A 21,552-nucleotide genomic window follows, 5' to 3' on the forward strand; every position below is an offset into this window, starting at 1 on the left:
GTACCGCCCTCGGCCGGGGCACCGGGCCGAGGGCGGCGCACGCCTGCGCTCCGTTACGCCGTGGTGTAACGGGGCGGTCGGGGCGGGGTGGTCAGTGCTCCTGGGCGGTGGGGCGCACCATGATCTCGTTGACGGCGGCGTGCGAGGGCTGGGTCACCATGAAGGCGATCGCGCGGGCGATGTCCTCGGGGTGCAGCCAGGACTCGCGCGGCATGCCGCGCGCGGCGGTGGCGACCGCGCTGTCGGCCGTCAGCTCCGTGGCGACCACGCCCGGCTCGACCAGCCCCACCCGGACACCGCGGGCGGTCACCTCATGGCGCATCGCCTCGCTCAAGGCGCCCACCGCGTGTTTGGATGCCGAGTAGACGCCGTTGCCGGGCCGTACCAGCCGGCCGGCCACCGAGCTGACGTTCACCAGGTCCGCCACCCCGCGCGGGCCGTCGGACGCCGTCCGCAGCAGATGCGGCAGCGCCTGCTGGGAGATGTGCAGCACGGCCCTGACGTTGAGGTCGAGCATCCGCTCCCAGCCCTCGGGGTCGCTCTCCTCGACCTTGCCGGGCACCGCGAAGCCGGCGTTGTTCACCAGCACGTCGAGCCGTCCGCACTGCTCGACGGCGTCCTCGACACACTGGCGGGCCCGCGCCGTGTCCCGCAGATCGGCGGTGAGGACGGCGCAGGAGCGGCCCTCCTTCCGGACGGTGGCGGCCAGGTCCTCCAGCCGTTCGGTACGGCGGGCCACCAGTGCGAGATCGGCTCCCTGCCGGGCCAGCGCCACGGCGGTGGCCGCTCCGATACCGCTGGACGCGCCGGTCACCAGCGCCACGCAGCCCGACAGCGGGCCGTAGGAGGGCGCGGTGTCTCCGGTGTGCCGGTCGTTCCCGGTGTTCATATCCGTCACCCAGGCTCCCTGGTCTTACGTGGGGTGGGGAGGCCACGGGGTCGCGTGGCCCGGGGTGTGGATCGGGTACCCCGGCGGAGGCCGCCTATCGCCCCCGTCCTTCCTTCTCGGCGGACTTCTCGGCGGACTTCTCAGTGCTCAGTGGGTTTCTCGGCGGACTTCTCAGTGGGCTTCTCACTGGACCTCTCGGCGGACTTCTCAGTGGAAGGCGCCGCTGTAGGCGTTGAGCGCGGGCTGGCCGCCGAGGTGGGCGTAGAGCACGTTGGAGTCCTTGGGTATGTCGCCGTCGCGGACGAGGTCGATGAGCCCGGCCATGGACTTGCCCTCGTAGACCGGGTCGAGGATCACCCCTTCCAGGCTTCCGGTGAGCCGGATCGCCTCGATGGTGGAATCGACCGGGATGCCGTAGAGGTCCCCGGCCCAGCCCTCCAGCACGGTGATCTCCGCATCGCGCAGCTCCCGGCCGAGGCCGATCAGACCGGCGGTCTCGCGTGCGATCTTCTCCACCTGGGCACGGGTCTCGGCCAGTTTCGCGGAGGCGTCGATGCCCAGGATCCGGCGGGGGCGGTCCTGGCCCGCGAAGCCCGCGATCATGCCCGCCTGGGTGGAGCCGGTGACGCTGCACACCACGATGGTGTCGAAGAAGACCCCCAGCTCCCGCTCCTGCTCCTGGACCTCCCGCGCCCAGTTGGCGAAGCCCAGACCGCCCAGCGGATGGTCCGAGGCCCCGGCGGGGATCGGATACGGCGTGCCGCCCGCGGCCCGGACGTCCTCCAGGGCCTGGCTCCAGCTGTCCTTGAAGCCGATGCCGAATCCGGCGTCGACCAGCTTCACCCGCGCGCCCATGAGCCGGGAGAGCAGGATGTTGCCCACCTTGTCATTGACGGAGTCGGGCCAGTCCACCCAGCTCTCCTGCACCAGGACGGCCTTCAGCCCCAGCTTCGCCGCCACCGCGGCGACCTGGCGGGTGTGGTTGGACTGCACACCCCCGATGCTCACCAGGGTGTCCGCGCCCTTCCGGAGCGCGTCGGGCACGAGGTACTCCAGCTTGCGGGTCTTGTTGCCGCCGAAGGCCAGTCCGCTGTTGCAGTCCTCGCGCTTGGCCCAGACGCGCGCCCCGCCGAGACGCTCGCTCAGCCGGTCCAGGGGGTGGATCGGGCTGGGGCCGAACAGCAGGGGGTGGCGCTCGAAGTCATCGAGGGACATGGGTGACTCCTTGTGGGTGGTGCCGGATGTCCGCCGATCCCTACCCCGCCCCTCCCCCTCGGCACACGATTCCGCTCCACCGTCCCGTCGGGACACGCGCGTCCCGTCGGGACACGCGCCGAACCCTCCCCGGCCGCCCCCGTCAGTACCCGACCGGCGTATGCCAGTAGGCCGTTGGAGTCCCGCTGCTGTCCAGCCTGAGCACCCTGCCGCCGGGACGCGGCGACTATCTGTGCCTGAGCCCTCGTACCGCCGAGACGGCGCTCGACCGCCGAGCCCACCCGTCCGCCCCACTCGCCCAGGGAGCCGAGACCATGCCCCAGTACTTCCGCGACTCGCCCGAGTCTCTCGTTCCCGACGCGCTCGCGGGCTTCGCCGCCGCCCATGCCGATCTCGTCGCCTACAACCCCGACCACGGGTACTTCCACACCCGCCACATCGCGCCCGCCCGCCGCGTCGGGCTGGTCTCGGGCGGCGGCTCCGGCCATGAACCGCTGCACTCCGGTTTCCTCGGTACGGGGATGCTGGACGCCGCCTGCCCCGGCCGGATCTTCGCCTCGCCCCACAACCGGCAGATCTTCGAGGCCAGCCGGGCGGTCGCCCGGGCCGACGGGGTGCTGCACATCGTCAAGAACTACACCGGCGACCGCATCAACTTCGGCATCGCCGCCGAGCGCCTCGCCCACGAGGGCATCCGCTGCGCCCGGGTCCTCATCGACGACGACCTCGCCACCGACTCCGACGACATCGCGGTCGGCCGCCGCGGCACCGGCGCCACCCTGATCGTCGAGAAGATCCTCGGCGCCGCGGCCGACGAGGGGCGGGGCCTGGAGGACCTGGTCGCGCTCGGTACCGATGTGACCCGGCGGGCCCGCAGTCTCGCCGTCGCCGCGGCCGCCCACACCACGCCCCAGTCCGGGACACCGGCCTTCACCCTGCCCGACAACGTCCTGGAGTTCGGGGTCGGCATCCACGGCGAGCGGGCCGAGGGGACCACCCCGCACGCACCGCTCGGCAAGCTGATCGAGACCATGACCGACCAGTTGCTGGCCGCGCTGCCGGACAGCACCGGGACACGGGTGCTCGCCCTGGTCAACGGGCTGGGCTCGATCACCTCGCTGGAGCTGTACGGCATCCGCCACGCGGTCGCCAAGGCCCTGGACGACCGCGGTGTCGGCCTCGACCGCTCCCTGACCGGCACCTTCGTGAGCGCCCTGGACATGCGGGGCTTCTCGCTGACCCTGTTCGCCACCGACGCGGAGGCGCTGCGGCTGTGGGACGCCCCCGCCCGCACCCCCGCCTGGCCCCTGTGATCCGTCCGGCCCCTCTCCCCCGCCGGCCCCTGTGACCCCGCCACCGCCCCGAGGAGTTGCCCCGCCCATGCCCGACCAGCCCGGCCCCAAGGGCCTCACCCACACCGCCGTCATGGACTGGATGACGCGGTTCGCCGCCACCGTACGTTCCGTGGAGCCCGAGCTCACCGCGCTCGACCAGAAGGCGGGCGACGGGGACTTCGGCGCCAATCTCGTCACCGGGATGGACGGTGTCCGCCGCGCGCTGGACGCCCTGGCGGCGGGCGCGGGGAACGGCGAGCGGGACCGGCGGGGCCCGGACGCACCGCTGGACGCTGCCGCGCGGGTCTTCCTCGACGACGTGGGCGGCACCAGCGGCCCCCTGTTCGGGCTGCTCTTCCAGGAGCTCGCGGACGCGCTGGGGATGGCCGCGGACCCGCCGGGGACCTCGGCGCTGGCCCTCGGCACCGCCGCGGGCGCGGCCGCGATCCAGCGGGTCGGCGAGGCCGAGGTGGGCGACAAGACGATGGTGGACGCCCTCGTCCCCGCCGCGCGGGCCCTCGCCTCCTGCGAACCCACCGCCGACCCCGCGCACGCGCTCCATGTGGCCGCGGTGGCGGCCCACCGGGGTGCCCGTTCCACGACCGATCTGCGCGCCCGCCGCGGGCGGGCCAGTTACACCGGCGACCACTCGCGCGGCGTCCCCGACCCGGGCGCCCTGGCCGTGGCCCTGCTGTTCGCCTCCGCACACGCCGAGCTCACCTCGCTCAGCCGGCTCCCCGTGTCCTGAAGGCAGGAAGGCCGAGGCCGGCCGGGGATCCCCGGGAGGTGCCGCCCGCCGGTGAACGCCGCGGCCGGTCCGCACGTACTGGGATCCGGATCCTGGTCGCATGAGAGGAGCAGAGCGGGGCAGACGACCAGGATTCGACTGTCGGCTCGATCGAAGGTGTCCGGGAGAATCTGTGCAGCAGGAGACCGCCGCCCGTGTGACCACGCCACCGGCCATGCCACGGCCGCGCGATGGCGGCGCGTCCGGAGGCCGGACGCGCGACCCGTACTTCGACAACGCGAAGTACCTCACCATCGTGCTGGTGGCATGTGGCCACGCGTGGGAGCCACTCACCTACGGCAGCCGGGCGGCCACCGCGATCTATCTGACGGTGTACGCGTTCCACATGCCCGCGTTCGCCCTCATATCGGGCTACTTCTCGCGGAGTTTCGACATGGCGCCGGGGCGGGTGAAGCGGCTGCTCACGGGCGTCGTGGTGCCGTACGTGGTGTTCGAGGTGGCGTACACGCTCTTCTACCGCTGGGCGCAGGACGATCCGGGCTATCCGATCAGCCTGCTCGACCCCTGGTATGTGATGTGGTTCCTGGCCGCGCTGTTCATCTGGCGGATCACCACCCCGCTGTGGCTCGCGCTGCGCCATCCGGTGCCGGTCGCGCTCGCGGTGGCGGCGCTGGCCTCGATCTCGCCGGAGGCCGGCGGGGATCTCGGCCTCCAGCGGGTGCTGGCGTTCCTCCCCTTCTTCGTGGCCGGGCTCACCCTGCGCCCCGACCACTTCACCCGGCTGCGGACCCGGCGGGCCCGGCTGGTCGCCCTGCCGGTGGCGGCCTTCGCCCTGTGCACGGCGTACGCGGTGGCGCCCTGGATGGACGCGGAGTGGTTCTACCACCGCAAGAGCGTCGCCAAGCTGGACGGCGTACCGTCCTGGGCCGGTCTGCTCACCACGCCCGCCCTCTTCGGTCTGGCGCTGGTGCTGACGGCCTGCTTCCTGGCCTGGGTGCCGGGGCGCAGGACCTGGTTCACCACGCTCGGCTCCGGGACGCTGTACGGCTATCTGCTGCACGGCTTCATCATCAAGTCGTCCCGCTTCTGGGACTGGTACGACCATCCGTGGCTGCACACCCCGCTCGGGGAGCTCACCGTCACGGCGGCCGCGGTGCTCATGATCACCGCACTGTGCACGGAACCGGTGCGACGGGTCCTGCGCCCTCTGGTGGAGCCACGCATGGACTGGGCGTTCCGGCGCACCGGTTCGTCAGCCACTTCCTGAGAGGGGCGGCGAGGCGCTTCCTCGTCGGCGAACGGGCATCGCCGTCAGCGGCGGCGGACCTCCACGGTGTTGTCGGTGCGGGTGGCCGGATTTCCTTCGGGGTCGGTCACCTTCTCCTCGTGCACCCCGCTGACGAGGACGTCCCACTCCCCGTCCGCGAGGTCCAGCCCGGTGAGCACCTCCTCGGGGGTGGGGAAGTGGACGTCCGGATCGGGGTCCGTCACCCAGGACGGGAATCCGGCGTGTCCGGTGATCAGCAGCACTCCGCCCGGTGCGACGGCGGCCGCGGCGCTGCGCAGGATCCGCTCCCGGGGCAGCTCGAGCCAGGAGTGCAGGAAGTGGGTGGAGACCAGGTCGAAGGTGCCGGCCGGGAAGGATACGGACAGGTCGTGCGGCTGCCATTCGACGCGGTCGCCGACGCCTTCCGACGCCGCGTGTCCGGCGCCGCGGTCCAGGGCCACCTGGGAGACGTCGACGGCGGTGACCCGCCAGCCCTGCCGGGCGAGCCAGATGGCGTCGGCGCCCTCGCCGCAGCCCAGGTCCAGTGCGTGGCCGGGGGTCAGCCCGGCGGCCTCGCGCACCAGGGCGGCGTTGGGCCGGCCGCTCCAGACGCGGTCCTCGGCGCCGTAGAAGTTGTCCCAGAACTCCCCGGGCGTGGTGTCGGGCGAGATGTCGTGCGGCTTGGTGGCCATGTCGGATGTGCTCCCTTCGTTGGGTCAAGAGAGTGCGTCCGGCCGTGGCCACTTGACAAACTTCTTTGCCGGGGTGGCAAATGAAGGCATGGCTGACGAAGACCTCACCGAGGTGCTGACCGCCGTAGGTCCCCGGCTGCGGGCGCTGCGGCGCACCCGCGGCACCACCCTCGCCCAGCTCAGCGAGACGACGGGCATCTCGCTGAGCACCCTGTCCCGGCTGGAGTCGGGGCAGCGCAAGCCGACCCTGGAGCTGCTGCTGCCGCTGGCCAAGGCGTACGGAGTGCAGCTGGACGAGCTGGTGGGGGCGCCGGCCACCGGGGACCCCCGGGTCCATCCGCGGCCGTTCACCCGGCACGGCCAGACATTCATTCCGCTGACCCGCTATCTGGGCGGGCTGCACGCGTACAAGCAGATCATGCCGCCCCGGCCGCAAGGCAGGAGCGATGAACCGCTGGAGCAGCGGGTGCACGAGGGCTATGAGTGGCTCTATGTGCTCTCCGGGCGGCTACGGCTGGCGCTGGGCGAGCACGATCTGGTGCTCGCGGCCGGTGAGGCCGCCGAATTCGACACCCGCACCCCCCATGGCTTCGCCAACGCCGGGGACCAGCCGGTGGAGTTCCTCTCCCTGTTCGGGGCGCAGGGCGAGCGCATCCATGTCCGCGCCCGCCCCGCCGGTACCTGACCCGCCCCCGTCGCGCCCGGGGCGCTCACCCCGAGGGCTCGTCCGGGACGGGCTGCTCGGGGTGCACGCTCCCGGTCTGCGGCCTGCCCCGCCGTCCGGTGCCGGACTCGTCCGTCTCGGGGATGTCGTCCACATCGTCCGGTTCGTGCCCGGCGCCCGCCACGTCCAGGTGGTCGGGCCCCTCCTGCGCCTGCTGGTCGGGGAGGTCCCTGGGGATCCCGCCCCGCTCCTCGCGTTCCTCCGGTCGCCGGTCGTCGCTCACGATGCCGCTCCTTTCGTCGATGGAGGGGGCACAGCAGAGGCGATTACCCACGAGCGCCGGGTGGATGCATGGTCGGCCGGTCCGATCGGTCATCCGCGCGGGCGGCCGGTTACTCCCCGCCCTCCAGCACATACAGCTCCGGCAGGTTGACCACGATGGCCTCCTGGGTGCTGCGGGCGATGACCACCACCGCCTCGTCGTCGGGGTCCGGGTTCTCCTCCCGGTGCGGCACATAGGGCGGTACGAAGATGTAGTCGCCCGGCCGGGTGCGCAGCCGGACCTCCTCGACGTGTCCGTCCCGCTCCTCGGCGAAGACGAACTCGGGGTGGCCCCGCACCACGAAGATGGCCGTCTCGGACTCGCCGTGGTGGTGGTTGGCGGAGGCGGTGTCCGGCGCCACATGGGTCTGGCCCATCCAGAGCCGCTCGGACCCCACCGACTGGCCGCTGATCGCGGCGAACCGCCGCATGCCCTCGGTCTGGGCGGTGCCGGGGTCGACGTCCTCGGTGCGGATGTGGTGCAGACGCGACCGCAACGGGCCGTCGGGGGCGGTGGCGTTCAGATGCGGATGGAACGCGTCGTGCTGCTGAGCGGGTTCGCCGCCGGGCGTCGTCATGCCATCGACCGTAGAAAGCACCGGCAATGGATGTCAACAGGTGTCCTTTCGCTCACCAGGCACAACACCGCGAAATCCACCCTGCATAATGGCCGTATGCAGATCTCGGCGAAGGCGGACTACGCGGTCCGGGCGCTGGCGGAGCTGGCCGCGGACACCGGCAGGCCGCTCACCTGCGAGGCGATAGCGACCTCCCAGGACATCCCCTTCCGGTTCCTCAAGGCCGTCTTCCGCGATCTGCGCCAGGCCGGTCTGGTGCGCAGCCAGCGTGGCTGCGAGGGTGGCTACTGGCTCGCCCGCGACCCCGCCGAGACCACGCTCGCGGACATCGTGCTCGCGGTGGACGGGGCGTTCCTGACGCTGCGCGGCGAGCGGCTGGACGACCTCGGCTACCGCGGCCCGGCGGCCGGGCTGCCCGGGGTGTGGCGCGGGATGGAGGACCATGTGCGCCAGGTGCTGACCTCCACCGCCCTGAGCGATCTGGTCCGCGAACGGCTGGCCGCATGACGTCCGTACGCCCCGACCCGCCCCGGAGCCCCGAGGCGGACGGCGACGGGGTCGTCGAGATCGTGGAGTACACCGATCCGGCCTGCCCGTGGGCATGGGGTTCCGAGCCCGCGTTCCGCCTGCTGCGGGCGCTCACCGCGGGGCGGGCCCGCTGGCGCCGGGTGTTCGGCATCCTCTTCGACGAGGACGACGATCCGGCACCGGATCCGGCCGCGGAGACCGCCTGGTACGGCCGCTATGTCGCCGATATCGCCCGCCATACCCGGGCGCCCTGCGCCCACCGGCTGCACTGGGTGGCGGCCACCAGCCGGCCGGCCTCGCTCGCCGCGAAGGCGGCCGAGCGGCAGGGCGCGACGGCCGCGGAGCGGGTGCTGCGGCGGCTGCGCGAGACCACCTTCGTGCTGGGCACTCCGGCCGATACGGCGGAGCGGGCGCTCGGCGCCCTGGCCGGACTCGACGGTGTCGATGTGGGGCGGCTGGGCGCGGAGATGGGCGACCCGGAGGTGGTGGCGGCGGTCCGGCGGGACCACGCCGAGGCCCGCGACCCCATCCCGGAGGCGTGCGCCTTCCACGCCCCGGGGCCGCATGGCACGGGGGTGAAGGAAACCGACGACGGGGTGCGCTACGCGCTGCCCACGCTGGTGTTCTCCGGCCCCGGCGGGCGCGTGGCCGCGCCGGGGTGGCGGAGCATGACCGAGTATCTGACGGCGCTGCGCACGGTGGCTCCCCGTCAGCTCTGGGAGGCGGCACCGATCGGCCCCGAGGCGGCCCTGGTCGCGTACCGCAGCCTGACCGGGCCCGATCTGTCGCTGCTGACGGGCGGGTCCACTCCCCCGCGCACGGCCGTACGGGTCGACACGGCGGGCGGGCCGCTGTGGCTGCACCCGGACGAGGCCGCCGGCCATCCGGCGCTCATCGCCGCCGCGGAGCCGAAAAGTCCCAGGTCGTAGCCGTCTTGGCGAATGAGACACAAAAAGGTGTCCATTGACTTCGCCGGTCCTCGCCCCTCACCATGGACACATGCTGACGACGCACCCCGGTGTGGTGTGCCGATACGTGGACTTCCGGCGCACCGCCAGCGCCATCTGTCGCTGATCGCCTCTTTCCCGTTCCGCGATCGCCGCGTTCCGCCACGATCCGCCGCGTCCCGAGCGCCCCATGCCGCTCGTATCCCCTGGTTTTCCTCGTTTCCTCCCCGGACCTCATCGCTTCCGGCCTTCAGGACCGCTGCCCGTCCGCGCGCCCTCGCTGCCGTGCTGGGCCGTAAATCCTGGCCGTCCGGGGGCAGTTGACACCACGAAAGGCGACGTCCAGCCATGACTCCCGCCGCCCCGCCACCTCCCGTCCGCCGTCCGCCCGATCCGCCACCGGGCCCCGCACCGGTCCCCGCACCGGACCGGCGCTCCGTGCTCGGGCTGGCCCTGGGGGCGGGTGGCTCCCTGCTGCTGGCCGCCTGCGGCGGGGTGGCGACCACCGGCGCGGGCGGCGGGGGCGAGACCCTGCGCTGGGGCTGGGACCTGCCCTCCACCTGGGACCCGGTGTTCTCCTCCAAGGGCTGGGATGTCCATCTGCTCTCGCTCGTCTACTCCGGGCTGACCCAACTCGACGCCGAGGGCGGCGCCAAGCCCGCGCTCGCCTCCTCCTGGCGCTACTCCCACGACGGCCGGCGGCTCACCTTCGCCCTCCGCCGGGGCCTGCGGTTCTCCGACGGCACACCGGTGAACGCCGAAGCCGTCAAGAAGAGCCTCGAACGCGGCAAGAACCACCCCAAGTCCCTGATCGCCTCCCAGCTGACCACCATCGACACGGTACGGGCCACCGACCCGCACACCGTGGTCCTCGAACTCACCGAGGCCGACTACCAGTTGCCCGCGCTGCTGGCCGGGAAGACCGGCATGGTGGTGAGCCCCACCGCGTTCGGGAAGGACGAGGCGCGGCTGGCCACCAGGCCGGTCGGCCACGGTCCGTTCCGGCTGGTGTCGTACACCCAGAACTCCATGGCGAGCCTGCGCCGCGACCCCGGCTACTGGAACGCCGGGCACATCGCCGTCGAGCGGTTCGAGGCGTTTCCCAAGCCCGATGAGACCACGGCGCTCGCCGCGCTCCAGTCCGGGCGGCTCAATGTGGCCCAGATCCCGTTCAGCCAGGTCGAGGCGGCGCGGGAGGCCGGTTTCACGGTGCAGCTCATCCCGTCGATGGTGGTGCGCGTCCTGGATGTGAACACCGCCATGAAGCCCTTCGACGACCCCGCCGTCCTCAAGGCCCTGAAGTACGCGGTGGACCGCCAAGCCCTGCTGGACAGTGAGCAGTTCGGCCATGGCGAGGTGGACCATCAGCCCTTCCCGCCGGGCTACACGGGCTTCGACCCGTCGCTCGGCGCGGTGTACCGGCACGATCCGGAGCGGGCACGCGCGCTGCTCCGCGAGGCCGGATACCACGACGGCGTCCAGGTGACCATCACCACCGCCCAGCCGCAGGGCGCGCCCGAGCAGTTGCAGGCTCAGCTGAACCGCGTCGGGTTCCGGGCCCGGATCGAGGTCATCCCCGAGGGGCGGACGTCGCAGGTGGTGTACGTCCAGCACTCCCGCGCCCTGTACATCGACCAGTTCGCCGGGCGGGAGTCACCGGTACAGGCGATGCAGGTGCTCTTCGGCGCGGAGGGTCTGATGAACCCCTCCCGCCGTACCACGCCCGAACTGGACGCGGCCGTGGCCGCGGTGCGCCGCACCCCGCTGGAGTCACCGCGCTATCCGGAGGTGCTGCGGGCGGCCACCGCGATGGCGGTGCGCACGATGCCGAATGTGTTCCTCTATACGGTGCCGCGCGCCCTCGCCCGTACGTCGTCCGTCTCCGCCATCCCCTCGCTCCCGGTGGTGCAGCGGTTCGAGGGGGTGACGGCCGGATGACCACGCTGGCCACGCACCTCGCGCGCACGCGCCGAAAGGCGGTACGCCCGGCCCGGCTGCCGCGCTCGCTCGGCCGGGTCCTGGCCACGGCGGGCACGGTGTTCCTGCTGTCCTCCGCGCTGACCTTCGGTCTCGGCGCGCTCTCCGGGGCCAATCCGGCGGCGGCCGTGCTCGGCGAGACGGCGACGCCCGCCGACATCGCCCGGATGAACCACGAGTTCGGCCTCGACCGGCCGCTGTGGGAGCAGTACGTGTCCTGGCTCGCGCATGCCTTCACCGGGGACCTGGGCCGCTCGTGGTTCACCACGGTCCCGGTGACCACGAGCATCCGGCAGGCCATTCCGGTGGATCTGTCCATCGCCGGGCTCGCGCTGCTGATGGCCGTGGTGCTGGGCGGGGCCGCCGGTGTCGCCGCCGCGCTCAGGGCGGGCGGACGGCTGGACCGCGCGGTCACCGCGCTGTGCGCGCTGCTCGGCACCCTGCCCGGTTTCGTCGTGGCCATCGCGCTGGTCACGGTGTTCTCGCTGAAGCTGGGGTGGCTGCCGTCCGGTGGCTATGTGCCGCTGGACATGGACCCCGCGCAGTGGCTGCGGTACACCGTGATGCCCGCGTTCGCGCTGAGCCTGGAGGCCGCCGCCGCCATCGCCCGTCAGCTGCGCACCTCGCTGGTGGGGACGTTGCGGGAGAACTATGTGACGGGCGCGGTGATGCGCGGACTGCCCGCCCGGCGGGTGGTGTTCGGCCACGCTCTGCGCAACGCCGCCGGACCCGCGCTGACGGCGCTCGGGATGAGCGTGCCGATGCTGCTCGGCGGTGCGGTGGTCACCCAGCAGATCTTCGCGCTGCCCGGACTCGCCCAGCTCACCCTGCAGTCGGCGGAGCAGCACGACATCCCGGTGATCCAGGGGACGCTGCTGGTGACCATCGCGGTGGTGCTGGTGGTCAATGTGGCCGTCAACGCGGCGCTGCTCGCGCTGAATCCGGCCGCCCGGCGCCGGGAGGTGACGCGCGGATGAGGACCCTGCGACGGGCGTGGCGGCCGGCCTCCGCCAAGGTGGCGCTGCTGGTGCTGCTGGCCATCGCGCTGCTGGCGGTGTTCGGCGGCTGGCTCGCCCCCCATGACCCGCTGGCCCAGAACCCCCGGAACATGCTGCGCGGCCCCGGCCCAGGCCACCTGCTGGGCACCGACTATCTGGGCCGTGATGTGCTCAGCCGGCTGCTGGAGGGCAGTGGCCGCTCGGTGGCGGGCGCCGTGGAGGCGGTGGCCGCCGCGATGGTGGTCGGGGTGCCGACCGGGCTGGCCTCGCTGTGGATGGGGCGGGTGGGCGAGTGGCTCGCGCAGCGCGCCGTCGACGCGCTGATGACGCTCCCGTTCACCGTGTTCGCCATCGCGGTGGTGGGGGCGCTGGGCAACGGGATGCACCAGGCCATGCTGGCGCTCGGGGTGCTCTACGCCCCGCTGTTCTTCCGGATGACCCGCGCCGCCGCCTTGAGCCTGCGGCACGCCCAGTACGTGGAGTCGGCCGAGCTGTTCGGCGCCTCGGTGGGGCGGGTGCTGCGCACCCACATCTGGAGCAAGGTCCTGCCGACGGTCATCGTCACGGCCGCCCACGCGCTGGCCACCTGTCTGCTGGTGGTCTCCTCGCTGACCTTCCTCGGGGTCGGTGTGCAGCCGCCCGCCGCCACCTGGGGCGGCATGCTCGCCACCGATCTGGGCTTCCTCACCCAGCAGATCTGGGCGCCGGTGTTCCCGGCCGCGCTGATCGTCATCACCGCCGGGGCGCTCAATCTGCTGGCCGACGCCGTACGGGACGCCGGGGCGGAGGAGTTGCTGCCCGGTGGCGCTCCGGACCCGGCCACAGGCTCCCCCGGCGCCATCTCGGACTCCCCCGACACCACCAAGGAGCGGGCCGATGCCGCACTCCCCGTCGTCTGACCCCGCCGCGCCCGGCGCGCCCACTGATCCGTCGGCCGCGCTGTCGGTCGAGGGGCTCGGCGTCACCGTCTCGTCCGGGCGGCTGACGGCCGTACGCGATGTGTCGTTCACCGTGGGCCGCGGTGAGGCCGTCGGCCTGGTCGGCGAGTCCGGCAGCGGCAAGACCCTCATCTGCCGGTCGGTGCTCGGGCTGCTGCCGCCGGGCTGCGCGGTGTCCGAGGGCGAGATCACACTGGCCGGTGAGGCGCTGACCGGGCTGTCCCGCCGGGAGTGGGACCGCGTACGGGGCACCCGGGTGGGCGCCGTCTTCCAGGACCCCGCCTCGTATCTCAACCCCTCGCTGACCGTGGGCCGTCAGCTGACCGAGGTGCTGCGGGTGAAGCTGGGTCTTGACCGGGCGCGGGCCGACGCGCGGGCCGTCGAGCTGTTCGCCGCCGTCGGGCTGCACGACCCCGCCGAGGTGGCCCGGCGCCATCCGCACGAGCTGTCCGGCGGAATGCTGCAGCGGGTGCTGATCGCCGTGGCGGTGGCCTGCGCACCGGATCTGCTGGTGGCCGACGAGGCGACCACCGCGCTGGATGTGGTGGTCCAGGCCGAGGTCCTGGAGCTGCTGGCCCGGATGCGCGCCGAGCAGGATCTGGCGCTGCTGCTGGTCAGCCATGACCTGGCGGTGATCGCCGAGGTGTGCGACCGCGTTCTGGTGGCCTACGCCGGGGAGCTGGTCGAGGACGGCCCGGCCGATCGGGTGCTGAACGACCCCCTGCATCCGTACACCGAGGCGCTGTTGCGCGTGGCCACGGTCGGCGACTGGGAGCGGCGCGAGCTGGAGGTGATTCCCGGCGCGCCGCCCGAGGTGGGCGCGCGGCTGCCGGGCTGCCGGTTCGCCGACCGCTGCGCGTTCGCCGCGCCCGAGTGCCTCAGCGGTCCGGTGCCACTGCGGCAGACCGCCGACGGGCGGCGGGTGCGATGTGTCCGCGGCGAGGAGCTCGATCTGTCGCGGGCCGGTGCGCACGGCACCCGGGAGGTGGCGGTATGAGCGGGCTGCTGGAGCTCTCGGGGCTGACCGTGGCCTTCGGCCGGCGGGGCGCGCGGCCGGTGCTCGATGGCGTGGAGCTGTCCGTGGGCGAGGGGGAGATCGTCGGGGTCATCGGGGAGACCGGCTCCGGCAAGACCACCCTGGCCCGTACGGCCGTGGGCCTCGTCCCTCCGCGCTCGGGCCGGGTGGTCTTCGACGGGCGCGAGATCTCCGGGCTGCGGGGGCGGGCGCTGCGCGCGTTCCGCCGTTCGGGGCAGCTGAGTTACGCGTTCCAGGATCCGCTGCGGGCGCTGGACCCGGAGCTGACGGTGCGGCGGGCCGTGGCCGAGCCGCTGACCGTGGCCGGGGACATCGGCGACACGGAGATCGCCGCCCGCGTGGACGAGGCGCTGGAGACGGTGGGCCTGGACGCGGCGCGCCTCGGCGACCGGCTGCCGGGCGCCATCTCGGGCGGTCAGCGCCAGCGGGTGCTGCTCGCGCGGGCGATCGTCACCCGGCCCCGGGTGCTGATCGCCGATGAACCGGTGAGCGCTCTGGACGCCTCCAACCGCAATCGGGTGCTGCGGCTGCTGGACCGGCTGCGCGCCGAGCGCGGGATGGCCGTCGTGGTCATCTCGCACGACCTCAGCTCGCTGGCGGGCATCGCCGACCGGGTGGCGGTGCTCTACCGCGGCCGGGTGGTGGAACAGGGGCCCGTACGGGAGGTGTTCGGCCGGCCCCTGCATCCGTACACCGCGCTGCTCATCGCCTCCGCGCCGAGCGTACGGGCCGAGGGCGGGCCGGGCGCGGCGGCGCTGCGCCCGTCGGCCGAACCGCCCGGCTGGACGGCACGGGAGGGCTGTGTCTTCGCCCACCGCTGCCCGTTCGTCACCGACGCCTGCCGCACCGCGCCCGCACCCGCCCCGGTGGGCCGGGGGCGCACGGCCGCCTGCCACCGGGCGCCCGAGTGGCGTGAGCTGATCGCCGACCCGGTCATCGCACAGGGGGCGCCGGAGACCGGGCTGCTGAAGGCGGCCCCGTAAAGATCTCCTAAATCGCGCTGAACGCAACTCATGCCCCGCCCGTATCCACTGCCGGGTCGTGCTCGTCATGGATGAGCGGATCCCGTAACCCCCCAACAGGAGGTCATGAGTTGAGCCATAAACGGGTACCCAAGCGAAAGATCGTGTTCGCGGGGGCCGGGGCCGCCGCCGTGGCGGCAGCCGCGATCATCCTGCCCAACGCCAACGCCTCACAGGACGACAAGGCCGAGGCGGCCCAGCCCAAGAAGGTGGACGCCGCGTCGGCGGCGGACATCGCCGCGGAGCTCGCCTCACGGCTGGGCGAGGCGTTCGGCGGGGCCTACTACGACAAGGACAAGCAGCAGGTCATCGTCAATGTCGTGGGCGACAACAACAATGTGAACGTCCAGGTCAAGAGCGCCGGGGCGGTGGCCAGAAAGGTCGACAACAGCACCAAGGCGCTGCAGACCGCCGCCAAGACCCTCAAGACCGAGGCGACCATCCCGGGCACCTCCTGGTCGGTGGACCCCAAGACCAATGAACTGCGGGTCACCGCGGACTCCACGGTCACCGGGGCGAAGTGGGACACTCTCGAGTCCACCGTGAAGTCGCTGGGCGAGGGCATGGCCACCCTGAAGAAGTCCACGGGCGAGTTCAAGCCCTTCGTCGCGGGCGGCGACGCCATCTTCGGCGGCGGCGCACGCTGCTCGCTCGGCTTCAACGTCACCACGGACAGCGGCGCCCCGGCGTTCCTCACCGCCGGTCACTGCGGCGTGGCCGCCGAGCAGTGGTCGGACGCGCAGAACGGCGCGGCGATCGGCACCGTGCAGGACGCCACCTTCCCCGGTGACGGGGACTTCGCGCTGGTCACCTACGACGACGCCAACACCGAGGCCCCCAGCACGGTGAACACCGGCGACCAGACCGTGGACATTGTCGGGGCGGGCGAGGCCACGGTGGGCCAGCAGGTGCAGCGCATGGGCAGCACCACCGGGCTGAACGACGGCTCGGTCACCGGTCTCGACGCGACGGTCAACTACCCCGAGGGCACGGTCAGCGGGCTCATCCAGACCGATGTCTGCGCGGAGCCCGGCGACAGCGGCGGCCCGCTGTTCAGCGCGGACGGCCAGGCCATCGGCCTGACCTCCGGCGGCAGCGGTGACTGCACCTCCGGCGGTGAGACCTTCTTCCAGCCGGTGACGACCGCGCTGGAGGCGGTCGGCGCGAAGATCGGGGACGGCGGCGCGGCCGGAGGCGGCGGCGCGGCGGACGATGGTGGCGCGGCGGACGGCGGCGCCGCTGACGGCTCCGGGGCCGCCGGTGACGGCGCGGGCGCGGACGGCGCCGGTGGGGCGGCCGACAAGGGCTGATCCCACGCGACCGGGTGTCCCGCGCCGTCACCGCGGGACACCCCGGGAGCCGCGACGGGCCGGGAGCCGTGCCGGAGCCGGGAGCCGCGCCGGAGCCTGGAGCCGCGACGGCCGGGCGGACGCTCAGCGGGCGGACGGCCCCGCGGAGAGCCCGGCGGACGGCCCCGCGGGGGGCCCCGCGCGCACCCGCTCCACCGTGATCGGCAGATCGCGGACCCGCACCCCCGTGGCGTGGTACACCGCGTTGGCGATCGCCGCCGCCGTGCCGACGATGCCCAGCTCCCCGATGCCCTTGCTGCCCATCGGGTTGAGCTCGTCGTCGGTCTCCTCGAGCCAGTGCGCCTGGACATCGCGCACATCCGCGCTGGCCGCGATGTGATACGTGGCGAGGTCGTGGTTGGCGAAGTCGCCGAACCGCGGGTCCGGCTCCAGGTTTTCGTGCAGCGCCATCGACAGCCCCATGCACATACCGCCGCGCAGCTGCGAGCCCGCGGTCCGGGGGTTGATGACGCGTCCGGCGGCGAACATTCCCAGCAGCCGGTCGACCCGCACCTGGCCGGTGACGGCGTCCACCCGCACCTCCGCGAACTGGGCGCCGTAGGCGTGGCGCGAGAACGCCCGGCGCGCCTCGACGTCCTCGGCGGTGTCCGCCCGCTCCTCCAGTCCACCGGGCGGGATCGCGCCGGAGACCTCGTCCAGCCGTTTGGTCAGCGCCCGGCATGCCTTGGACACCGCCCAGCCCCACGAGCTGAGGCCCATCGAGCCGCCCGCCCACGGTGCCTGGCCGTAGGCGCTGCGGCCGATGTCGAGGGTGACCCGGTCGATCTCCACACCGAGTTCGTCCGCCGCCACCTGGGTCAGCGCGGTGCGGGCGCCGGTGCCCATGTCGGCCGCGGCGATCCGTACGGTGAAGCCTCCGCCGGGCTCGACGCGGGCGTTCGCGGTGGAGGGCCAGGTGAGGGCGGGGTAGTTGCACGCCGCCACTCCGGTGCCGAGCAGCCACTCCCCCTCCCGGCGGCGGCCCGGCGCGGGGTCGCGGCCCGCCCAGCCGAAGCGCGCCGCGCCCTCCCGCAGACAGGCCACCAGATTGCGGCTGCTGAAGGGATGGCCGGTCCCGGGGTCCACGGACGGTTCGTTGGCCACCCGCAGATCGATGGGGTCCATGCCAAGCGCCACGGCGAGCTCGTCCATCGCGCTCTCCAGCGCGAACATCCCGGGCGCCTCGCCGGGGGCGCGCATCCACGAGGGCGTCGGCACATCCAGCTGCGCCAGCCGGTGGGTGGTCCGGCGGTGGCGGGCCGCGTACATGACGCGGGTGCAGGTGACCGTCTGCTCGCAGTACGGGGTGAGCGTGGAGCTCTGCTGCAGCGCGTCGTGCCAGATGGCGGTGAGCCTGCCGTCCCGTTCGGCGCCGAGCCGGATGCGCTGCAGGGTGGGCGTGCGGTACGAGACCATGGTGAACATCTGCTGCCGGGTGGCCGCCACCTTGACCGGGCGGCCCACGGCGCGGGCGGCCAGCGCGGCGAGCACCGTGGGCGGGCGGGGAATCGCCTTGGAGCCGAACCCGCCGCCGGTGTGGTCGGCCACGATGCGGACGGCGCCCTCGGGCAGGCCGAACAGCTCCGCCACCCTGGCGGCCGTCATCCAGGGGGCCTGGTCGCCGTTGTAGAGAGTCAGCGTGTCCCCGTCCCAGACGGCGATGGTGGCATGCGGTTCCATCGTGGCCGTGTGCTCGGGGGGCGTGGTGTACGTGGCGTCGAGGACGACCGGCGCCGCGGCGAGGGCGGCCTCCACGTCGCCGGTCTCCGCATGCCCCGGGTAGCCGCCGTTGACCGTCTCGGGGACGAAGATGCGCGGATCGCCGTCCATCAGCTCGGCGTCGTGGTCGTCCACGTCGTACTCGACCCGCACGGCGGCCGCCGCCTGACGGGCCGTCTCGAAGGTGTCGGCCACCACGGCCGCGACGATCTGCCCCCGGTAGGCGACCTCGGGGGACTGCAGAACGGCGAGTTCGGGGGTGTCGGTCGGGCGCAGCCGGGTCACATTACGGCTGTCGAGCACGGCCACCACGCCCGGCAGGGACAGCGCCGCGACGGTGTCGACGGCGCGCACCGTGCCGCGCGGAACGGTGGACTGCACCGCCCACGCGTACAGGGCGTCGGGCACCGGGTACTCGTACGCGTAGAGCGCCGCGCCGGTGACCTTCTCGCGCCCTTCGACGCGGGTCACCTCCGCGCCCACGGTCCGCTGGAGCGTGGTCATCGCCGCTGCCCTCCCACGAGGTCGCGCACGGCCGCGGTGATGACATCCACGGCGAGATCGATCTTGAACGCGTTCTGCGGGAGCGGGCGCGCCGAGGCGAACTCGGCCCGTGCCGCCTCCCGCAGGCGCTCCTCGGTCGGCTGCCGGCCGGTCAGCAGCCGCTCGGCCTCGCGGGCCCGCCAGGGGCGGGCGCCCACTCCGCCGAGCCCCAGCCGGATCTCCCGCAGCGTGCCGTCGGCCTCGGTGGCCACGACGGCGGCCACCGACACCAGGGCGAACGCGTAGGACCAGCGGTCGCGGACCTTGCGGTAGGACATGGCGGCGCCCTCGGGCGGCGGTGGCAGCTCGACACCGGTGATCAGATCGCCGGGCTGCAGCACCGTCTCGCGGTGCGGGGTGTCGCCGGGCAGCAGATAGAAGCCGTTCAGCGGCACCGTACGGGCGCTGCCCTTCACCCGCCGCAGATGGACGACCGCGTCGAGCGCGGCCAACGCCACCGCCATGTCCGAGGGGTGGCCGGCCACGCAGAAGTCGGAGGTGCCGAGCACGGCCAGGTCGCGGTGGAGGCCCTGGACGGCCGAACAGCCGGTCTCCGGCCGCCGCTTGTTGCAGGGCTTGGTCACGTCCTGGAAGTACACACACCGGGTGCGCTGCAGCAGATTGCCACCGGTGGTGGCCACGGTCCTCAGCTGTCCGGAGGCCCCCGACAGCAGCGCCTCGGCAAGCGCCGGGAACCGTTCGCGGATGCCGGGGTCCCCGGCGAGGCGGCTGCCCGGGACCAGCGCGCCGATGAGCACCCCGCCGTCCGGGCGGTGCTCCACGGAGTCGTACGGGAGCCCGGTGATGTCGACGAGCAGGGCGGGCTCGGTCACCCCGAGCTTCATCAGGTCCACCAGGTTGGTGCCCCCGGCCAGGTACACCGCCCCGGTGGAGTCGGCCACGAGCGTGGCGGCGGCCTGGGGGTCGGTGGCGCGCTCGTAGCCGAAGGGCTTCATCGCGTCCCTCCCGCCACGCCGGTGGTGGCGGGCGCCCCGCCCCCGTCGGCCCCGGCGACCTCGCGGATGGCGGCCACGATGCCGGGGTACGCCCCGCAGCGGCACAGGTTGCCGCTCATCCGCTCCCGGATCTCGTCGGCGTCCAGCTCACCCGGCGCGCCGACCCCGGCCGCCAGGTCCTCCGTGACATGGCTGGGCCAGCCGCGCGCGGCCTCGGCGAGCACGCCGAGGGCGGAGCAGATCTGGCCCGGTGTGCAGTAGCCGCACTGGAAGCCGTCGTGCTCCAGGAACGCCCGCTGCAGCGGGTGGAGTTCCTCCGGGGCGGCGAGCCCGGCCACGCCCTCGATGGTGGTGATGTCCCGCCCCTGGGCGGCCACGGCGAACACCAGGCAGCTGTTGACGCGCTCCCCGTCGATCAGGACGGTGCAGGCCCCGCACTGCCCGTGGTCGCACCCCTTCTTGACCCCGGTCAGCGCCAGGTGTTCGCGGAGGGCGTCCAGCAGGGTCACCCGGTGGTCGAGGGTGAGGGGGCGGTCGGCACCGTTGACACGCAGCGCGAAGTCGCTGTGAAACGCGTGAGCTGTCACACCCGTCAGCCTGGCATCGGGGCGGGCGCCCCGCATCTTCAGCGCCGGTCGTCCGACCCCCGGTCCGAGTCCGGCCCCGGCGGGTCGTCGGAGTCCGGCCCCGGCGGGTCGTCGGGCGCCGGGGGGAACCGCAGATGCGCCAGGTCCGGCGGGATCGGGGCGCTGGGGCGGTAGAACGGCGGGGCCGGGTCGGCGGCGGGCGAGTCGGCCAGCCGGAAGCGCTCCCGCAGCCGGTGGTAGAACTGCGTCGGCGCGAGCCGTACCAGCCGCAGCCGGGCCGGTGCCCGGTAGGCCGCCACCCAGTCGCCCGGATTAAGCACCCCGCGCAGCTGCCCGTCGAGGCTGACCGCCACCTGCCCCGAGGTCGGCAGCACCCGTACGGCGACGGGTTCGTCCACCGCGGCCACCACGGTGCGGTCGAAGGCGATGTGCGGGGCGACCGGGGTGAAGACCACCGCGTCCAGGTACGGGGAGACCACCGGCCCGCCGGCGGCGAAGCTGTAGGCGGTGGAGCCGGTCGGAGTGGCCACGACGACCGCGTCCGCCGAGTACGAGGCGAGCAGCTGAGCGGACACATACACGCCGAGACCGGCCTGGCGGTCGCGGGCGAGCTTTTCGAAGACCACGTCGTTGACGGCGTTGACATCCAGCGGAATGCCCCAGCCGACCTCCTCGGCGCCGCGGCCGGGGCGGACCTTGGGCGGGGGCGGTACCGGGCCCCGCCCGTAGCGCAGCAGCGCCTCCATGCCCTCGGGCATCTCCAGCGGCCGGGACGCCCGCAGGGTGAGCAGCATGCGCTCCTCGATCGTGGCACGGCCCTCGTGGACGGCGTTCAGCGCGTCCTCCACCTGGTCGACGCTGATCTCGGTGAGGAAGCCGACCCGCCCCACGTTCACTCCCAGCGCCGCGGCCCCGTTCCTGGCGGCGAGCCGGGCGCCGCGCAGAAAGGTGCCGTCGCCGCCGAAGGTGACGATCAGATCGGGGTGGCCGGCGGCCGCGGACTCCTCCTGGGCGCTGCGCCGGGGCTGATCGCCGCGCCAGACGTCCAGCTCGAAGCAGGAGATGCCATGGGCAGCGGCCCATGCGCGGGCGGTGCGCGCCGCCGCGACGGCGGTGGGGCGGGCCTGGTGGACGACCATGCCGAGCCGGTTGACAGCCATGGCCATTCCACCGTAGATCGGCCGGCCCCGAAGCGCCCATCGGGCGGACGGGAGGCGCCACATCGGGGCGGGCGCGAAGCCGGC

21 protein-coding genes are annotated in these 21,552 nt (G+C 73.3%); 12 read left to right on the plus strand and 9 right to left on the minus strand.

Features of this window, described 5'->3' with window-relative positions; genetic code table 11:
- Positions 1-91 precede the first annotated feature (91 nt).
- Entirely contained in the window at positions 92-889 is a 798-nt protein-coding gene (locus tag NP777_RS03220) for an SDR family oxidoreductase (RefSeq protein ID WP_256648632.1), read from the minus strand.
- Positions 890-1,096: 207 nt separating this feature from the next.
- The gene (locus tag NP777_RS03225) at positions 1,097-2,104 is read right to left on the minus strand and encodes a 1-aminocyclopropane-1-carboxylate deaminase (protein ID WP_256648454.1); all 1,008 of its coding nucleotides are present in this window, start codon (positions 2,102-2,104) and stop codon (positions 1,097-1,099) included.
- Positions 2,105-2,418: 314 nt separating this feature from the next.
- On the opposite strand from NP777_RS03225, the gene NP777_RS03230 reads away from it, so the two are divergent.
- The 3 genes from NP777_RS03230 to NP777_RS03240 all read left to right on the plus strand — a co-directional run bounded on the left by NP777_RS03230 (position 2,419) and on the right by NP777_RS03240 (position 5,453).
- Positions 2,419-3,417, plus strand: a complete 999-nt coding sequence (locus NP777_RS03230; RefSeq protein WP_256648455.1) for a dihydroxyacetone kinase subunit DhaK — start codon at positions 2,419-2,421, stop codon at positions 3,415-3,417.
- Between the two features lie 67 nt (positions 3,418-3,484).
- Positions 3,485-4,186 carry a dihydroxyacetone kinase subunit DhaL gene (gene dhaL, locus NP777_RS03235; RefSeq protein ID WP_256648456.1) on the plus strand — a complete coding sequence of 234 codons (702 nt, stop codon included), beginning with the start codon at positions 3,485-3,487 and terminating at the stop codon, positions 4,184-4,186.
- A gap of 214 nt (positions 4,187-4,400) precedes the next feature.
- Positions 4,401-5,453 carry an acyltransferase family protein gene (locus NP777_RS03240; protein ID WP_256648633.1) on the plus strand — a complete coding sequence of 351 codons (1,053 nt, stop codon included), beginning with the start codon at positions 4,401-4,403 and terminating at the stop codon, positions 5,451-5,453.
- Between the two features lie 44 nt (positions 5,454-5,497).
- On the opposite strand, the gene NP777_RS03245 is transcribed toward NP777_RS03240, so the two are convergent.
- Positions 5,498-6,145 (minus strand): class I SAM-dependent methyltransferase, encoded by a 648-nt coding sequence (locus NP777_RS03245; RefSeq protein ID WP_256648457.1) that lies wholly within the window; start codon positions 6,143-6,145, stop codon positions 5,498-5,500.
- Between the two features lie 88 nt (positions 6,146-6,233).
- Here NP777_RS03245 and NP777_RS03250 point away from each other — a divergent pair, with 88 nt between their 5' ends.
- Positions 6,234-6,830 (plus strand): helix-turn-helix domain-containing protein, encoded by a 597-nt coding sequence (locus NP777_RS03250; protein WP_256648458.1) that lies wholly within the window; start codon positions 6,234-6,236, stop codon positions 6,828-6,830.
- A 25-nt stretch (positions 6,831-6,855) separates the two neighbouring features.
- Here NP777_RS03250 and NP777_RS03255 read toward each other — a convergent pair whose 3' ends face one another.
- Both NP777_RS03255 and NP777_RS03260 read right to left on the minus strand, forming a co-directional pair.
- Positions 6,856-7,092: a hypothetical protein gene (locus NP777_RS03255; RefSeq protein ID WP_256648459.1), complete on the minus strand. Its 237-nt coding sequence runs from the start codon at positions 7,090-7,092 to the stop codon at positions 6,856-6,858.
- A 109-nt stretch (positions 7,093-7,201) separates the two neighbouring features.
- Positions 7,202-7,708, minus strand: a complete 507-nt coding sequence (locus NP777_RS03260; RefSeq protein ID WP_256648460.1) for a cupin domain-containing protein — start codon at positions 7,706-7,708, stop codon at positions 7,202-7,204.
- 96 nt (positions 7,709-7,804) lie between these two features.
- Here NP777_RS03260 and NP777_RS03265 point away from each other — a divergent pair, with 96 nt between their 5' ends.
- From NP777_RS03265 to NP777_RS03300, 8 genes are all read left to right on the plus strand, one after another.
- Entirely contained in the window at positions 7,805-8,215 is a 411-nt protein-coding gene (locus NP777_RS03265; protein ID WP_037959306.1) for an RrF2 family transcriptional regulator, read from the plus strand.
- Complete coding sequence (locus NP777_RS03270; protein ID WP_256648461.1) at positions 8,212-9,165, plus strand: DsbA family oxidoreductase; 954 nt, start codon at positions 8,212-8,214, stop codon at positions 9,163-9,165. Before NP777_RS03265 ends, NP777_RS03270 begins: the two co-directional genes overlap by 4 nt.
- 366 nt (positions 9,166-9,531) lie before the next feature.
- Positions 9,532-11,121 carry an ABC transporter substrate-binding protein gene (locus NP777_RS03275; protein WP_256648462.1) on the plus strand — a complete coding sequence of 530 codons (1,590 nt, stop codon included), beginning with the start codon at positions 9,532-9,534 and terminating at the stop codon, positions 11,119-11,121.
- Positions 11,118-12,137, plus strand: a complete 1,020-nt coding sequence (locus tag NP777_RS03280) for an ABC transporter permease (RefSeq protein WP_256648463.1) — start codon at positions 11,118-11,120, stop codon at positions 12,135-12,137. Before NP777_RS03275 ends, NP777_RS03280 begins: the two co-directional genes overlap by 4 nt.
- A complete protein-coding gene (locus NP777_RS03285; protein WP_256648464.1) occupies positions 12,134-13,057 on the plus strand; it encodes an ABC transporter permease in 924 nt (307 codons plus the stop codon). Before NP777_RS03280 ends, NP777_RS03285 begins: the two co-directional genes overlap by 4 nt.
- Positions 13,035-14,093, plus strand: coding sequence for an ABC transporter ATP-binding protein (locus NP777_RS03290; protein WP_256648465.1), 1,059 nt, complete (start codon positions 13,035-13,037; stop codon positions 14,091-14,093). Before NP777_RS03285 ends, NP777_RS03290 begins: the two co-directional genes overlap by 23 nt.
- Positions 14,090-15,115, plus strand: a complete 1,026-nt coding sequence (locus NP777_RS03295; RefSeq protein ID WP_256648466.1) for an ABC transporter ATP-binding protein — start codon at positions 14,090-14,092, stop codon at positions 15,113-15,115. Before NP777_RS03290 ends, NP777_RS03295 begins: the two co-directional genes overlap by 4 nt.
- Before the next feature lie 110 nt (positions 15,116-15,225).
- A complete protein-coding gene (locus tag NP777_RS03300; RefSeq protein WP_256648467.1) occupies positions 15,226-16,464 on the plus strand; it encodes a S1 family peptidase in 1,239 nt (412 codons plus the stop codon).
- A gap of 123 nt (positions 16,465-16,587) precedes the next feature.
- On the opposite strand, the gene NP777_RS03305 is transcribed toward NP777_RS03300, so the two are convergent.
- From NP777_RS03305 to NP777_RS03320, 4 genes are read right to left on the minus strand one after another with little or no spacing between them, the layout of a single operon-like run.
- The gene (locus NP777_RS03305) at positions 16,588-18,726 is read right to left on the minus strand and encodes a xanthine dehydrogenase family protein molybdopterin-binding subunit (protein ID WP_256648468.1); all 2,139 of its coding nucleotides are present in this window, start codon (positions 18,724-18,726) and stop codon (positions 16,588-16,590) included.
- Positions 18,723-19,721, minus strand: a complete 999-nt coding sequence (locus NP777_RS03310) for an FAD binding domain-containing protein (protein ID WP_256648469.1) — start codon at positions 19,719-19,721, stop codon at positions 18,723-18,725. The genes NP777_RS03305 and NP777_RS03310 overlap by 4 nt, the downstream gene beginning before the upstream one ends.
- Entirely contained in the window at positions 19,718-20,344 is a 627-nt protein-coding gene (locus NP777_RS03315; protein ID WP_256648470.1) for a 2Fe-2S iron-sulfur cluster-binding protein, read from the minus strand. The genes NP777_RS03310 and NP777_RS03315 overlap by 4 nt, the downstream gene beginning before the upstream one ends.
- Before the next feature lie 2 nt (positions 20,345-20,346).
- Positions 20,347-21,468 (minus strand): NAD(+)/NADH kinase, encoded by a 1,122-nt coding sequence (locus NP777_RS03320; protein WP_256648471.1) that lies wholly within the window; start codon positions 21,466-21,468, stop codon positions 20,347-20,349.
- Positions 21,469-21,552: the final 84 nt, after the last annotated feature.

It is taken from the genome of Streptomyces rugosispiralis (assembly GCF_024505145.1).
Lineage (GTDB): Bacteria > Actinomycetota > Actinomycetes > Streptomycetales > Streptomycetaceae > Streptomyces > Streptomyces rugosispiralis.